At 38.8% G+C, this 14,447-nt stretch carries 14 protein-coding genes; 8 read left to right on the forward strand and 6 right to left on the reverse strand.

The features are described from left to right. The first annotated feature begins 38 nt into the window (after positions 1-38). The 6 genes from nuoI to AACL23_RS07965 all read left to right on the forward strand — a co-directional run bounded on the left by nuoI (position 39) and on the right by AACL23_RS07965 (position 7,591). Complete coding sequence (gene nuoI, locus AACL23_RS07940) at positions 39-581, forward strand: NADH-quinone oxidoreductase subunit NuoI (RefSeq protein ID WP_015873993.1); 543 nt, start codon at positions 39-41, stop codon at positions 579-581. Between the two features lie 122 nt (positions 582-703). Continuing rightward, positions 704-1,270 carry an NADH-quinone oxidoreductase subunit J gene (gene nuoJ / locus AACL23_RS07945; protein ID WP_339051644.1) on the forward strand — a complete coding sequence of 189 codons (567 nt, stop codon included), beginning with the start codon at positions 704-706 and terminating at the stop codon, positions 1,268-1,270. Between the two features lie 143 nt (positions 1,271-1,413). Next, positions 1,414-1,716, forward strand: a complete 303-nt coding sequence (gene nuoK, locus AACL23_RS07950; RefSeq protein WP_100096588.1) for an NADH-quinone oxidoreductase subunit NuoK — start codon at positions 1,414-1,416, stop codon at positions 1,714-1,716. Next, positions 1,713-3,614, forward strand: coding sequence for an NADH-quinone oxidoreductase subunit L (gene nuoL, locus AACL23_RS07955; RefSeq protein WP_339051082.1), 1,902 nt, complete (start codon positions 1,713-1,715; stop codon positions 3,612-3,614). The genes nuoK and nuoL overlap by 4 nt, the downstream gene beginning before the upstream one ends. A gap of 41 nt (positions 3,615-3,655) precedes the next feature. Further along, a complete protein-coding gene (gene nuoM / locus AACL23_RS07960; RefSeq protein WP_015873989.1) occupies positions 3,656-5,158 on the forward strand; it encodes an NADH-quinone oxidoreductase subunit M in 1,503 nt (500 codons plus the stop codon). A gap of 393 nt (positions 5,159-5,551) precedes the next feature. Continuing rightward, positions 5,552-7,591 (forward strand): hypothetical protein, encoded by a 2,040-nt coding sequence (locus AACL23_RS07965; RefSeq protein ID WP_339051085.1) that lies wholly within the window; start codon positions 5,552-5,554, stop codon positions 7,589-7,591. A 283-nt stretch (positions 7,592-7,874) separates the two neighbouring features. On the opposite strand, the gene dxs is transcribed toward AACL23_RS07965, so the two are convergent. From dxs to xseB, 3 genes are read right to left on the reverse strand one after another with little or no spacing between them, the layout of a single operon-like run. Then, complete coding sequence (dxs, locus tag AACL23_RS07970; RefSeq protein ID WP_100096591.1) at positions 7,875-9,743, reverse strand: 1-deoxy-D-xylulose-5-phosphate synthase; 1,869 nt, start codon at positions 9,741-9,743, stop codon at positions 7,875-7,877. Between the two features lie 26 nt (positions 9,744-9,769). Next, positions 9,770-10,708: a (2E,6E)-farnesyl diphosphate synthase gene (ispA, locus tag AACL23_RS07975; protein ID WP_339051088.1), complete on the reverse strand. Its 939-nt coding sequence runs from the start codon at positions 10,706-10,708 to the stop codon at positions 9,770-9,772. 4 nt (positions 10,709-10,712) lie between these two features. Beyond that, positions 10,713-11,003 (reverse strand): exodeoxyribonuclease VII small subunit, encoded by a 291-nt coding sequence (xseB, locus tag AACL23_RS07980; RefSeq protein ID WP_015873985.1) that lies wholly within the window; start codon positions 11,001-11,003, stop codon positions 10,713-10,715. A gap of 126 nt (positions 11,004-11,129) precedes the next feature. On the opposite strand from xseB, the gene AACL23_RS07985 reads away from it, so the two are divergent. Continuing rightward, positions 11,130-11,282 carry a hypothetical protein gene (locus AACL23_RS07985; protein WP_015873984.1) on the forward strand — a complete coding sequence of 51 codons (153 nt, stop codon included), beginning with the start codon at positions 11,130-11,132 and terminating at the stop codon, positions 11,280-11,282. Positions 11,283-11,303: 21 nt separating this feature from the next. Here AACL23_RS07985 and AACL23_RS07990 read toward each other — a convergent pair whose 3' ends face one another. The 3 genes from AACL23_RS07990 to AACL23_RS08000 form a co-directional block, all read right to left on the reverse strand. Continuing rightward, complete coding sequence (locus tag AACL23_RS07990) at positions 11,304-12,044, reverse strand: helix-turn-helix transcriptional regulator (protein WP_339051091.1); 741 nt, start codon at positions 12,042-12,044, stop codon at positions 11,304-11,306. A gap of 402 nt (positions 12,045-12,446) precedes the next feature. Further along, a complete protein-coding gene (locus tag AACL23_RS07995) occupies positions 12,447-13,112 on the reverse strand; it encodes a hypothetical protein (RefSeq protein ID WP_015873982.1) in 666 nt (221 codons plus the stop codon). Next, positions 13,109-13,315: a hypothetical protein gene (locus AACL23_RS08000; protein WP_171967365.1), complete on the reverse strand. Its 207-nt coding sequence runs from the start codon at positions 13,313-13,315 to the stop codon at positions 13,109-13,111. The genes AACL23_RS07995 and AACL23_RS08000 overlap by 4 nt, the downstream gene beginning before the upstream one ends. 500 nt (positions 13,316-13,815) lie before the next feature. Here AACL23_RS08000 and AACL23_RS08005 point away from each other — a divergent pair, with 500 nt between their 5' ends. Beyond that, positions 13,816-14,304: a hypothetical protein gene (locus AACL23_RS08005; RefSeq protein ID WP_234809377.1), complete on the forward strand. Its 489-nt coding sequence runs from the start codon at positions 13,816-13,818 to the stop codon at positions 14,302-14,304. Positions 14,305-14,447: the final 143 nt, after the last annotated feature.

Here is a 14,447-nt window from a genome sequence, read left to right on the forward strand (position 1 = left end):
GGGTTTGACCTCTGAAATTATTTCAGAAAGGGAACAACATGACTTTTAAAAAACTTTTATTAGGCCTTGCCACTCAGTTGCGAAGCTTGTGGATGATAGGCTTGCATGCGTTTCATAAAAGAGAAACGCAGATGTATCCTGAAAAACCAGTTTATTTACCCCCCCGTTATCGAGGGCGCATCGTGCTCACGCGTGATCCTGATGGCGAAGAACGTTGTGTCGCATGCAATCTCTGTGCCGTGGCCTGTCCTGTAGGTTGTATTTCATTACAAAAAGCGGAAAAAAAAGATGGGCGATGGTATCCCGAATTTTTTCGAATTAACTTTTCTCGTTGTATTTTTTGCGGTTTATGTGAAGAAGCTTGCCCTACTACAGCCATTCAATTAACACCTGATTTTGAAATGGGAGAATTTAAACGCCAAGACCTTGTTTATGAAAAAGAAGACCTATTGATCAGCGGTCCTGGAAAATACCCTCAATACAATTTTTATCGTGTCTCGGGTATGGAAATAGAAGGTAAACAAAAAGGTGATGCTGAGAATGAAGACAAGCCAATTGATGTGAAAAGCTTAATGCCATAAAGCTTTTTTTTTGAATCATATCGGCTAATCGTGATCAAAAATGAGTTTAAAATGCCGATTTATTGTCATCTTTTTTAAAAATCTTTTGTGCTCTTATTCATTTAAAGTTGGAGATCGTGACATTGGAATTTTCTTTTTATACCGCTGCGTTGGTGTCTGTCTTGGCTACTGTTCGGGTTATTTTTCATACCAATGCCATCCACTCGCTTTTGTACCTCATCATTTCATTATTAGCGATTTCTGTTGTGTTTTTCTCTCTAGGGGCTTACTTGGCAGGGGCGTTAGAAATTATCGTGTATGCCGGAGCCATTATGGTGCTTTTTGTCTTTGTGGTCATGATGCTCAATTTAGGACAATCCGAAGAAAAACAAGAACGCGTAGGGTTAAAACCGGTTTTTTGGGTGGGGCCCAGCTTGCTCTGTTTCCTATTGCTCTTAGCGTTGCTTAAAGGATTTCATGGGCTTTCAGGAGAAAGCATGATAGGAACATGGGTGAGCGCAAAATCCATCGGAGTGCACCTGTTCAGCGCTTATATTCTTGCTGTAGAACTGGCCTCCATGCTGCTACTGGCTGGTTTGGTAGTGGCTTTTCATTTAGGAAAAGAAAATAAAAAAAGACTCGAAGAAAAAAAGAGTCCCGCGTCTTTTGGGGAAAAAATATCAAAAAATGATCTGTCAAAAACCATTTAAAAAAATAGATCAACACAAAATAGATATCTCTTAAAAACCCAATGGGTATCCTCTGATGCTGTTTGATAAAAAATGGGCAACACAGAAATCAGAGTTCTTCATCGATTTTGTAACAGATCTAATAAATGATTGGAGAAAACAGCATGATTCCTATGCAACACGGGCTAATTTTGGCTGCTATTTTGTTTACATTAGGACTGACAGGGCTGCTCATACGCCGTAATTTAATTTTTATGCTGATCAGCCTTGAAGTCATGATCAATTCAGCTGCGCTGGCCTGGGTGGTCGCTGGCAGCCATTGGGGGCAACCCGATGGACAAATTTTCTATCTATTGGCAATCACTTTGGCTGCAGCAGAAGCCAGTATTGGATTGGCGTTGCTTTTACAACTGTATCGACGCCATCACACACTCAACATTGATATTTTGAGCGAGATGCGCGGATGAACTTACTTTTTTTAACACTGTTTTTTCCCTTATTGGGATTTTTGCTGCTGGCTTTTTTTGGAAGAAACTGGTCTGAAAACAAAGCGGCACTGATTGGTGTAGGAGCGATTGGCTTATCCGCTTTAACAACACTCTATGTTGGCGTTAATTTTATCACTCAAAAAAACGCTTTATCGTCACCAGATAGGCCTTTTTTCTTTGAACAAACTCTGTGGCAGTGGATATCGACCGATTATTTTCATATTCCAATAACTCTGATATTAGACGGCCTCTCCCTAACCATGCTTTCTGTGGTCATAGGCGTCGGTTTTTTAATTCACCTGTATGCCTCCTGGTATATGCGTGCAAAACACAGCTCTCACGATGAAAAAGAGCAGGCTAAAGTGGGTTACGCCCGTTTTTTTGCTTATACCAATTTATTTATTGCCAGCATGGTAGTCCTGGTATTAGCGGACAACCTCCTGTTGATGTATCTCGGTTGGGAAGGCGTTGGTTTATGCAGCTACTTGCTGATCGGCTTTTATTACACTCATCCTGCCAATGGTGCGGCCGCGATGAAAGCCTTTGTCATCACCAGGATAGGCGATGTATTTTTGGCTTTGGGGCTGTTTATTCTCTATCAACAGCTCGGGACCTTAAATATTCGTGAGCTGATGATCCTGGCACCTGCACACTTGGCGGTGGGCTCTGATGCCATCACCTGGGCCACATTGATGTTATTGGGCGGCGCTGTTGGTAAATCGGCCCAATTGCCACTTCAAACTTGGCTGGCAGATGCGATGGCGGGCCCGACACCCGTTTCTGCCCTAATTCATGCCGCGACCATGGTCACTGCAGGCGTTTATTTAATTGCTCGCACGCATGGCTTATTTTTGATGGCGCCAGAGATATTGCACTGGGCAGGCATCATCGGAGCAATCACGTTGCTGTTAGCAGGCTTTGCGGCGCTTGTACAAACGGATATTAAGAGAATATTGGCCTATTCAACCATGAGTCAAATTGGCTACATGTTTCTGGCCTTAGGTGTCCAAGCCTGGGATGCTGCGATTTTCCACCTGATGACCCATGCTTTCTTTAAAGCGCTTTTATTTCTTTCTGCTGGCTCTGTGATCCTCGCCTGCCATCATGAACAAAACATCTTTAACATGGGGGGTCTCCGTAAACCACTGCCATTCCTTTATCTGTGTTTTTTGGTCGGCGGTTCAGCTTTGGCGGCGTTGCCCGTCATCACAGCGGGTTTTTACAGTAAAGACGAGATTTTATGGGGAGCATGGCTTCATAACAATATAGAGCTGATGATCGCTGGTTTGGTTGGGGCTTTTTTGACGGCGGTTTACACTTTCCGCATGATTTTGATTGTTTTTCACGGTGCGCCTCCAGAACATCCTCCTTATAAAGCCGCTCCCAGAGAAATATCTCATCATGTGCCACTCTGGGTGTTGTTAATACTCTCTACGTTTATAGGGGCGTTAATTATGCCTCCTTTGGCGGGGGTTTTACCAGAAAACCATGCACTTGAAACCGGCAAAACGATCCTGGCATTTTGCTCAGGGCTGATTGTGATAACAGGTATTTTACTGGCGAGCTTTTTGTATTCAGGGGATAGACACTGGGCTCAACGGTGCCAAAAAACCTCTATCGGGACTTTTTTGAGCGCCTTATGGTTCAACGCGTGGGGATTTGACCGTCTTTATGATCGCGTATTTGTAAAACCTTATTTATGGATTGCACGCTGTTTACAAAGCGATCCCCTCAATACCAGCATGAATTTTTTATCGCTTTTGTGCCTCTGGGGAAATCGCCTCTTTTCTTTGAGTGAAAATGGGCAGATACGTTGGTACCTAGCCTCTATGGGCGCCGGTGCTGTCTTGATATTAACGCTGTTGTTGATGAATTAATAAAATTGACTGAATTTTTTTAACTAGGAACGTAAAACGCCATGCTCGCACCCGCTACTGCTACCTTATTGCCTTGGCTTATTTTTATCCCTTTTTTAGGGGGATTGCTCTGCTGGCAGCTAGAGCGTTTTGGCTCATTTGTGCCCGTCTGGACAGCTTTAATCACTATGGGCGTCAGCTTATTACTGATTTTTCAAATCTATTGGCAAGGATGGGGCAACTCTCATTCCGCTTTTTTAGCCCCCATCAAAATGTTTCCCGAATGGCGGGCAGAATTTGTATTACCCTGGATTCCGAGCTTAGGCATTGAATTTCACCTGGGATTGGATGGATTATCCTTCTTAATGCTGGGATTGACTGTTTTATTAGGCACTTTAGCCGTTCTTTGCTCATGGCAAGAAGTCAAAAAAAATCAAGGATTTTTTTATCTCAATTTGCTCTGGATTTTAGGTGGCGTCATCGGCGTCTTCCTGGCTATTGATCTTTTTTTATTCTTCTTTTTCTGGGAAATGATGTTGGTTCCCATGTACTTTTTAATTGCCTTATGGGGACATAAAGCGTCAGATGGAAAAACCCGCATCAGTGCGGCCACGAAATTTTTTATTTACACTCAAGCCAGCGGCTTAATCATGTTGATCGCTATTTTAGGATTAGTTCTTCTGCATTATCGGGCCACGGGAGAGATCACCTTTAATTATGAGAATTTATTAAATACGCCCATGTCTCATCAGGTCGAATATCTCTTGATGTTGGGATTTTTTATTGCCTTTGCGGTCAAAATGCCTGTCGTTCCCTTACACGGCTGGTTACCCGATGCACATAGTCAAGCGCCTACGGCAGGCTCAGTCGATTTGGCCGGCATTTTATTGAAAACTGCCGCTTATGGCCTTTTGCGTTTTTCTTTACCTTTATTTCCACATGCCTCACATGAATTTGCGCCAATCGCTTATTGGCTCGGCATTTTTGGCATTTTTTACGGTGCATGGATGGCGTTTAGCCAAACGGACATCAAACGTTTGATCGCTTACACCAGTGTTTCACATATGGGATTTGTTTTGATCGCCATTTATACTGGGAGCCAACTGGCCTATCAGGGCGCGGTGATTCAAATGATTGCGCATGGGCTCTCTGCCGCTGGCATGTTTATCATCTGCGGGCAGCTTTATGAGCGTTTGCATACGAGGGATATGCGTGAAATGGGCGGGCTTTGGGGTCGCATCAAATATTTGCCTGCGATTTCTCTGTTTTTTGCGGCCGCAAACCTGGGAATGCCCGGCACAGGCAATTTCATCGGGGAATTTATGATTTTATTTGGCAGCTTTGAAGTCGTGCCCCTGATCACCAGCATCTCTACTTTTGGACTTGTGTTCGCTTCAGTGTATTCATTGATCATGATGCAACGTACTTTTTATGGTGCACCTAAATCGAAAAGCCCCCTCTCACCCATGACAGCAAGAGAAGGCTTAATCCTGATGCTCTTACTCACGCTATTGGTCCTGTTAGGATTTTATCCACAACCCGTTCTGGATATTTCTCATCTCTGAGAAAATAAATCGGTCATTAATATTTAATTAACAGTAAAATCAGCAATCTAAAATAAAAAAATCATATGTCCTATTAACAAAGTAATTTTAGTTAACTAACTTGAAATAACTTTTTTAAAAAAGTTAAAAAAAGAAATTATTCCAATTGATCTCCTCAACGAAAATTAAAAACCCAGTTAAGAAATATTAAGCACTAATCACTTTAATTTTTTTAGATAAGAATTAAAATTAATCTTTATTAAAGAATGATAAAAAATATTAAATGCTGAGAAAGCTTAAATGATTAAAATTGAATTTTCTGATTCAGAAAAATGATATTTTTTATTGATCCATCAATCTGGATTTTTTTAAAAAATTATTCTTTAACAACTCAAAATAAGGGAAATATTAATTATGTTAGATTCTGGTACAAGAAAATCGAGAGGTAGAAGCACTTCTGTTCAAGAAAAAAACAAAAAATTTACTCAAAAAGCAACGTTTAAGCTGGGTAAAAACGAGGAATTTACAATTAATCTTTATGGGAAAAAAAATAAAAACATCTTTAATAGAATGAGTGAAAATGCTTTTAAGGAAGCGTTTAGAAAGATTTTATTGACTGTCGAAGAGAAATTTGAGGAAATAACAATAAAAAACAGGCCGGCTACTTTTAATTTATTTATTTCTAAAAACTACAATGATGATAAACAATTCATTAACCAAAGCAAGAAAAGTGTTAAAGAAAATTATAATATGCATGTCAATACTTATTACCACCAGGAAAGTGAACAACCCGATAGGATAAAAGCAGTTTTTGCTCAGGCTTTGATTTGTCATTGGGCTGATCAGAAAAATTTTGAAAATCCAATTCTAGACACGATTATGGATGGTATCGCCAATTATATTTATGATTTATCAAAATCTAAAAATTATAAACCTATTATGATCGACGATAAGATCGTCAAAGAAATTAAAGGCAAAGGCTTCGCAGAAATTATCAAGGACACAGATCTTGTTAAAAAATATCCATCAATCAAATCCGCTCTGATTTATTTTATTGATAAAAATTCTCCTAATTTAAATTTAATAAAAAAATGGTCAAACTTAATTAATCAAAATACTTCATTAAAAGAATTGGAAAAAGTTTTTAATCAAGATATCGAGGATCTTAGCCAAAAACTCAAAAAAAACAACGAATCTCACATATTTGATAAATTTATAGAGAGAGAAGAATCAAAAGCGGAGTTCGTAAGTAGTCATTATGGATTGCAGATATACACACAACCAGACCCATCAACGTTTCATTTTGAGAAACCTGAAAAATCTGATATCAAAGAACCAATACATCAAAAAACTGAAGAAATAATACCTCCTCAAGTTTCATTACCTACTCAACAAGAAAACACTTTCTATCTGAAAAAGACCTTTAGCTTTGATCTAAAAGATGGTAAAAAAATAGACGTTAATCTTCATACGAAAAATCACTTCAATGATACTTTTCTTTCTCAAAAAAATATTTCTGATGCATTAAAAAAAGTTGTCGAGACATTCGTAAAATTAAATCTAAGGCCAGATCTGGATGCTACATTTAATTTATTTATTTCTCAGGACGTCTCTGATCTTCAAAAATCCATCGGGAGCAATGAAAATGATTCAGATAGTCATGTCTATGATATGCGTGTCAATGCCAGATCTGGTACATCGCAAAGTTATACAGATAATTCTCTTTTAAGACCAATTGACATGAATGCTATAACAAAAGTTTTTGCTCAATCTTTAGCTTCTCATGTTACCAAGAATAAAAATCTTCAAAACACGATTCTGGGAGCCTTTGGAGATTATATTTATGATTTGTCAAAAATTAAAAAAGAAGGAACTCCTTTTATTTTGAAAGAGACTAATGATTATCAATGGATGCGAAAAATCAAAAATTTTGAATATAACAAGTTAATCAATTTTATGAAGAAAGATTCATTACTACAAAAAGTAATGCTTGCGCTTTTGGATCAAAAATCTCGCAGGACAGCAATAAATTTTTGGGTGGAAGAAATTAATAAAAATAATCATTCACCAAATGAGTTTTTAGAAGCACGAATGAATAAAATTAGAGACAAAGTAGGAGAAGAGAGGTTGCGAAAATCCTTGATAGAATTTGTAGAAAAATATACATATGAAAATTTTACTAAATACAAGTATTACTCACCTATAAATGGTATTCATTATGGTGATTTGACAAATCAAGACCCACCTCAATCAGCTTATTCTTATGAACATAAAATACCTGCTTCTTTCTTCCGATCCAGTAAATCAATGAGATCTCCAAGCGATACTGAGAACATATCTCTGATTAGAGATGCTTCTGGTAGTTTTGTTTCTCAAGAAAGGGTTATTTATAACAACCATTCACCCGTTCAAAACGGATCTAAAAATTCAGCTATTATCTTTCCAAATAATTAAATAAATGTATCCGGTCGTGTTTTTACGACGAATATGACCGGCACTTTATTTAAAAGCAGAAATAAATGATAAAGCCCCAACACTTAGATGGGGCTTTTTTTAGCTTGAGTTTCTCCCCAAAATAGGGTTTTTTAGTTTTTCACGGTGTCTTTATCGTCAATTCGGTAGTCGACAGGCACACATTTAGTGCTCTTTATGACATGGTACAAAAGGTTCACTAACCTGATTCCTGCCAAAAAATCCTTTCCAGAAAACCTTATCTTTGCTGGTGATATTCGGATTTTTACATTTCAGATTCGCAATAGGCTTGAATTTGCTTTTGAATCCCCCGACTGTCTAACCCATATGCCGCTCTCATTTCGTTCTGTTCCCCCTGTGGGATAAATTGATCGGGTAGACCAATGTTTAAAAGCATCACTGTTTTTTTGTGAGACATCAAGCACTCATTCACCGCACTGCCTGCACCACCTTTGATCACATTTTCTTCTATTGTCACTAAAAGACTGTGGTTTGATGCCATCGCCAATATCAACTCAGTATCCAAAGGCTTGATAAATCGCATATCGACCAAAGTGGCATTGAGATGAATAGCCACTTCCCTCGCCACACTCAGTAAAGTCCCAAAACACAAAAGGGCTATCTTTTCCCCTTGAATTTTGATTTCAGATTTACCAATGGTTAAAGGAAATAAAGGTTGCAAAGCCACTCCCGTGCCTTGACCTCGGGGATAACGCACCGCTGCAGGCCCAGGATGCAGATATCCAGTGTGTAACATTTGCCGACACTCATTTTCATCGCTGGGCGCCATGATCACCATGTTGGGGATACAACGCATGAAAGAGAGATCAAAGGCGCCTTGATGTGTTTGCCCATCTGCACCTACTAGCCCTGCTCGATCAATCGCAAAGAGCACAGGCAAATTTTGTATCGCTACATCATGGATCAGCTGGTCATACGCACGTTGTAAAAAAGTGGAATAAATCGCGACCACGGGCTTGTATCCTCCAATGGCTAAACCCGCTGCGAAGGTGACCGCGTGTTGCTCAGCGATGGCGACATCAAAGTACTGTTTGGGATATTCTCGAGAAAAACGCACCATGCCAGAGCCTTCTCGCATAGCAGGTGTGATCGCCATTAATCGCGGGTCAGTGGCTGCGGTATCACAGAGCCAGTCCCCAAAAATGTTAGAATAGGTCGGTATCGAATCAACCGTTTTCGGTAAAGTCCCTGACAGGGGATCAAATCGAGGAACCGCATGCCAAGCAATCGGATCTTTTTCAGCAGGTGTATATCCTTTGCCTTTTTTTGTCACGACATGCAGCAATTGAGGGCCTTTGAGATGGCGCATATTTTCAAGCATGTGGACCAGCGTGTAGATATGATGACCATCAATAGGCCCGATATAGTTGAAGCCCAATTCTTCAAATAAAGTACCAGGTACCACCATTCCTTTTAAGTGTTCTTCTGTCCGTTTTAAAAGCGCTTTAATAGGTGGTGCAGCGGAAAACGCTTTTTTGCCTTTTTCACGAAGGCGAGTATAAAATGAGCCTGATAATAATTGCGCAAAGCGATTGTTTAATCCCCCGACATTTTCTGAGATAGACATGTCATTATCGTTGAGTATCACCAACATATCGCTGTGGAGCTCACCGGCATGATTCATGGCTTCAAAAGCCATTCCTGCTGTGATGGCACCATCTCCAATCACGCAAATGATCTTTCGCCCTAAGCCTTCTCGTTCTGCGGCGACAGCTAAGCCTAAACCGGCGCTGATAGAAGTAGAAGAATGCCCCACAGAAAGGACATCGTAATCACTTTCTTCTCGAGATGGGAAAGGGTGTAACCCATTTTTTTGTCGAATGCGGTCAATTTGATCTCGTCTGCCTGTTAATATTTTGTGGGGATAGGCTTGATGGCCTACATCCCATATCAAATGATCAAAGGGCGTTTTGTAAACATAATGCAATGCCAGGGTGAGCTCAATCACACCTAGCCCAGATGCAAAATGCCCACTCGACTGGCTCACCGCGTCCAGTAAATATGATCGTAATTCTGAGCACAATTCTGGCAAAGATTCTTTAGGCAATAAACGCAATGACTCTGGCGTTTCTGCTAATGCTAAGGTGGGATATTTTTCTTTATTAAAATTCATTCAGTACTCATGCTAAGTGACATTTTTTAATAATGACGCTCTAAAATAAAGTGAGCACAAGCCTGTAAAGGCAGCGTGTTATAGACACTGGCTTCAGGCACTGTTAAAGCAGATAAAGAAGACTGATAAAGAGCCGCCATTTTTTTTTTGGCGCCTTTTAAGCTCAATAAGCCCGGATAAGTCGCTTTACCTCGTTGTTGATCTGATTTTGGTTTTTTCCCTGTTTTTCTGGCCTCCCCGATTTCATCCAAAATATCATCTTGCACCTGAAAGGCCAGCCCGATACTTTTGGCGTATTGATCTAGCCAGGGAAGGGCTTTTCGCCCGGTTTCACCAGCGGCTAGCGCGCCTAGACGCACCGCGGCCCGAAGCAAAGCCCCGGTTTTATGGTGATGAATCAGCTCAAGGGTCTCAAGAGAAATGTCTAAATATTCAGACGCCATATCTAATGCCTGCCCTCCACACATACCAGTGGCACCACTGGCCCGCGCAAGCTCAGATAGCATTGCTAATCTATCTTCTGTGACGACATCTGGCATGCGGTCATCTGCCAAAATCGAAAAAGCCAGGGATTGTAGTGAATCGCCCGCCAAAATGGCATTAGCTTCACCAAATTTGACATGGCCGGTTAATTCTCCTCGACGCAAATCGTCATTATCCATAGAAGGAAGATCATCATGGAGCAAAGAGTAAGAATGAATGCATTCTATAGCGGCCGCAGGCGCATCGAGATTGCTCAATGACAAGCCGAGCATTTGCCCTGTGGCGTATACCAAATAAGGACGTAAGCGTTTACCGCCCATCAAAGTGGAATAACGCATGACGTCTAGCAATACAGTATTATAGGCGGGCAATTTGTCCAGTGCACTTGATAGGTACGTCTCAACACGTTTCTGATATTTTGAAAGCTGCTGATCAAAATCAAAGGAAGTGTGTTGATCCGAAAAGGAGATTTTATCAGGCATACCATTACTCAGAATCAAGGGTGAACGGATTTAATTTCGCATCAGGGGTATCGCTGAGTAAAATTTTTACATGTTGTTCTGCCTCTAACAACGTTTTTTGCGTTTGTTTTGTTAATTTGATGCCTCGTTCGAATTCATTGAGGGCTTCTTCTAATGAAAGATTGCCCGACTCCAGGCGAGTAACAACCTGCTCCAAATCATTTAAGGCGGTTTCAAAACTGATCGAGGCATTTTTTTTTATTTTGGATTTTTTTTTCTCAGAAAAGTCTGAGCTTGCAGAGGTTAATTTTGGCATAAGGGGTCTCAAAAGAAATCAATGATCAAGATTGAAAATAGGTTTTAAAATAGTAGCATTGAATCTTCAGATGAAGATGAACCAACCATATCAGCTCTATCCTTTTCTTCCACGGGGAGCATAATCATGAGTCAGGGGTATGTCGTTGGCAAAACCGCTTTCATCAAGATAAATCATCTCTTTTTCAACTGCACAGCATTCAGGGCTTACGATAAAAGCAAAGTTCCTGATAGAGGTGGGATATTTGCTCTTATGGCTTTCAGCGAATCACTGCATTAAGGTCTTTAAAATAAGCCGCTTTCACAGACTCATATCAAGTAGCTTACTGACCGGACTCAGGAGTGTCTGTGGAATATAGTGATCATAACCTTTATGCCTGCAGTACTCGCTGAACTGAGATAAAGAGTTAGCCCCTGCTTTACGATATATGACCTGTAATTTATTTTCCACTGTACGGTGTGATAATCCCAAATGAAGGGCAATGAGCTTGCTACTCATATTTTGCAACACACAAAAAATAACCTCGAGTTCTTTTTGGGTAAATACGTTTTCTGGCGGATAAAATAAAAAGTAGCCGGGCTTGGCACGTGATAATAACTGTTTTTTTAGTAATAGGTCCTCAACTTTTCTAGCGTGAAAAATGGTCCCAATACAAAGCCGACTGTGTTCTTCATAAAGCGGATATTTATCAAAATAATAAAGTCTCATCAGTTGATCGGTTTCATAGGGGTGAATTTCAATGGAGCAAAGACGATCCTTGCGCTCGATTGTTTTGCGATCATGCTGCTGAAAATGAGAGGCGAAACTCGCGATTGGAGAGGGTAATTCATCATCAAGGTGTCCGGCAATACAGAACACTTTGGGGTTGATATTGAGAAGTTGGTAATAAGCAGGATTAGCGTAAATATATTTTGAATTAATATCCTTGACACCCCACGGCTCCTGTGAGGATTCCCAAAACATGAGCAATTGCGCAGGTAAAACGGACAAAGAGTGCCCCGTATCTTGAGCCTCTCTCGCAATTTTTTCTATATTGTTCACATGAATGCACCTCGTTTGTTAAGTTAAAGCTATATATTTGACATTATTGAAATGGACCTCAATCCTTCATTTGCCTTACAAAATTTATGTTCTGGCACTATGGATAAAAAACTCGCACAGACATTTGCTTATACCCAAAAATTTCGTGGATTGCAAAATTGTCTTTTGCGGGTTGTCCACCAAAATATAGACTATTAAAAAAATCAGGCGATAACCTGAATTTTTCTCTGAAACGGGCAAGATATAGAGGCATTATAATCGGCTCGTCATTAAGCCTGAATCATGAATAACATTGAATTGAATCTATTGAAACACGCCAAAAATTTTTTAAGAATAAATTATTGATATTGTTTATTGACTTGGATTGACAAGGAAGTAAAAATTGACGCTAAAGTCTTGTTTTTAGATATGTGTTTTTGATAAGTCAAATTGAGAGTGTGAGTCGTAGGGCTTTAAATAAACAGGTTTATTAATCTCATTACTAAATTCTTCGGCAATTGCTTTTTGCATGTTGATCTTAATATTATTAATGGATTCAGCAAAATCATAAATCCACTCATTTTCCGCTCCTGTTGTGCTTGTAATATGGATAGCATCTAGCAAACAAAGTGGTCTGTGATAATAATCAAAACATTTCATTTGTAATAAAATCCATTTTTGCGCCAAGCTCTGATAAACCGCCATTTTTTGTTTTACTTTTCCATCCAATAAATGTAGAAAGATTTTTTTTTGATTCGCAGGAGAAATCCCTTCTAGTTTATTTAGCTTGTTATCATACGACACTTTATTTAAAGCACAATTGATAGGAATATTTTTGTCTAAAAGGTCACTATCATTAGTTAATTCTCTTTCTTTTATATCAGAAATATCTTTTTCAGTATTTCCGTAGACAAACGTATCTTCATCTATAGCATCTTGAATCAAAAAAGAAAAAGTATATGCTCCGTCTTTTTTTGGTCTAATAAATGCTTGAAATTTATTTTGATAAACAGGATGGGCCATTTGCTTGAGTTGATAAAAAGCAATCACTTTTTTTACTGCTGATTCAGTGTTAATTAAGTTCATCATTCATAATTTTGATGTGTTAACTCATGAACTTTTTCTAGCACTTGAGTTTTTTTGGTTCGACAAAAAAAACCTTTAATGGTTTCCCATACGCCCATATCGGTAGTGTTTTTCTTTGACAGATTTTTAATCGCGTATTCGATATTTTTTTCGTTAAGCACTTTCTGGTATAAACCATTATTTTGACTTTGAATAGACAGCGACATGATATTTCTCCTTAAGCATTCTTGAAGGGCGAACGCTTTAAAATATAGCAAAAAACAAGAGTAAAAAATACTTATATATGATGTTTTATTAAAAAATTTATAAAAGGCTCAAACAGGTTAATTGATTGGAACACGATATTATTGCCCGTATTATCGAGGAAAAGGTCTCTGTCTCGGTTAGCAGACATTAAATACACGGGGGAAGGCGTATTTAACCCGTTCAGAAGCCTATATCGCAGGTCAGGTTGATGTGCTTTTAGAGGGACTGAATATTCAGAAAAAAACCATGATTATCTGGAATTGAGGTTAAAAAATATATTTTCATAAAAATTAATTATTTTTAAATTTTTGGAATATGTATTAAAATAGACCCACATATGTTAATGCATCAAATCCTCTGAATGCATTCAGAAAAGGTATTTTTTAACAAATAAGGAAAATAACAAATGCTAAATGTTCACGTGCAAAAAATAAAGGACCAAGATTTCCGGATTGATCATATGAAAGAAGAAGTTTTTTCTAAAAACATAGCGTATTTTCAGCAAATACCAGAGAAAATCAAAAAAACCGGGGGTGATTTTTTAAATTTACCAGCGGATTATGATACATATTTTTTGGAAACAGATCATAAAATGGATGAATTTCTATTGAATTTTAAAAATGAATTGAAAGACAGAAAACACGAAAACGTGACTCTTAGTGAAGAAAAAGAAGAGATCCATCGTAAATTTGAAGCAGCTATAGAAGCAGCTCTGTTTGAAGTGGAAATAGTCCTAAAAGAAAATCAAGACAAATTGCAGGTGCAAGAAATAGAGGATCTGATTAATGTTTTAGCAGCTAACAAAAATGACGGTATTCCATTATTAAAAGAAAGTGTTTCTGGTTTTTCTGGCGTGGACACATATTTTATTCCTGCAAACAATGATTCATCTTTTTCGTCTGTTAACGATAACGATAACTACTTGCTCACATTTGTCAGCTTATCGTAGTTGTAAAGGTTTTTCCCTTACAAACCTACTATATTAAGAAGACAACCATAAGTTAAATAAATTGTCTCCGGTATTGTTTTAATGAACATGACCGGAGTTTTTATTTTAGAAATAGGGAGTAAAATTTCAACAAAACATAAAAA

This window comes from Candidatus Williamhamiltonella endosymbiont of Tuberolachnus salignus, assembly GCF_964019775.1.
Taxonomy (GTDB): domain Bacteria; phylum Pseudomonadota; class Gammaproteobacteria; order Enterobacterales; family Enterobacteriaceae; genus Hamiltonella; species Hamiltonella defendens.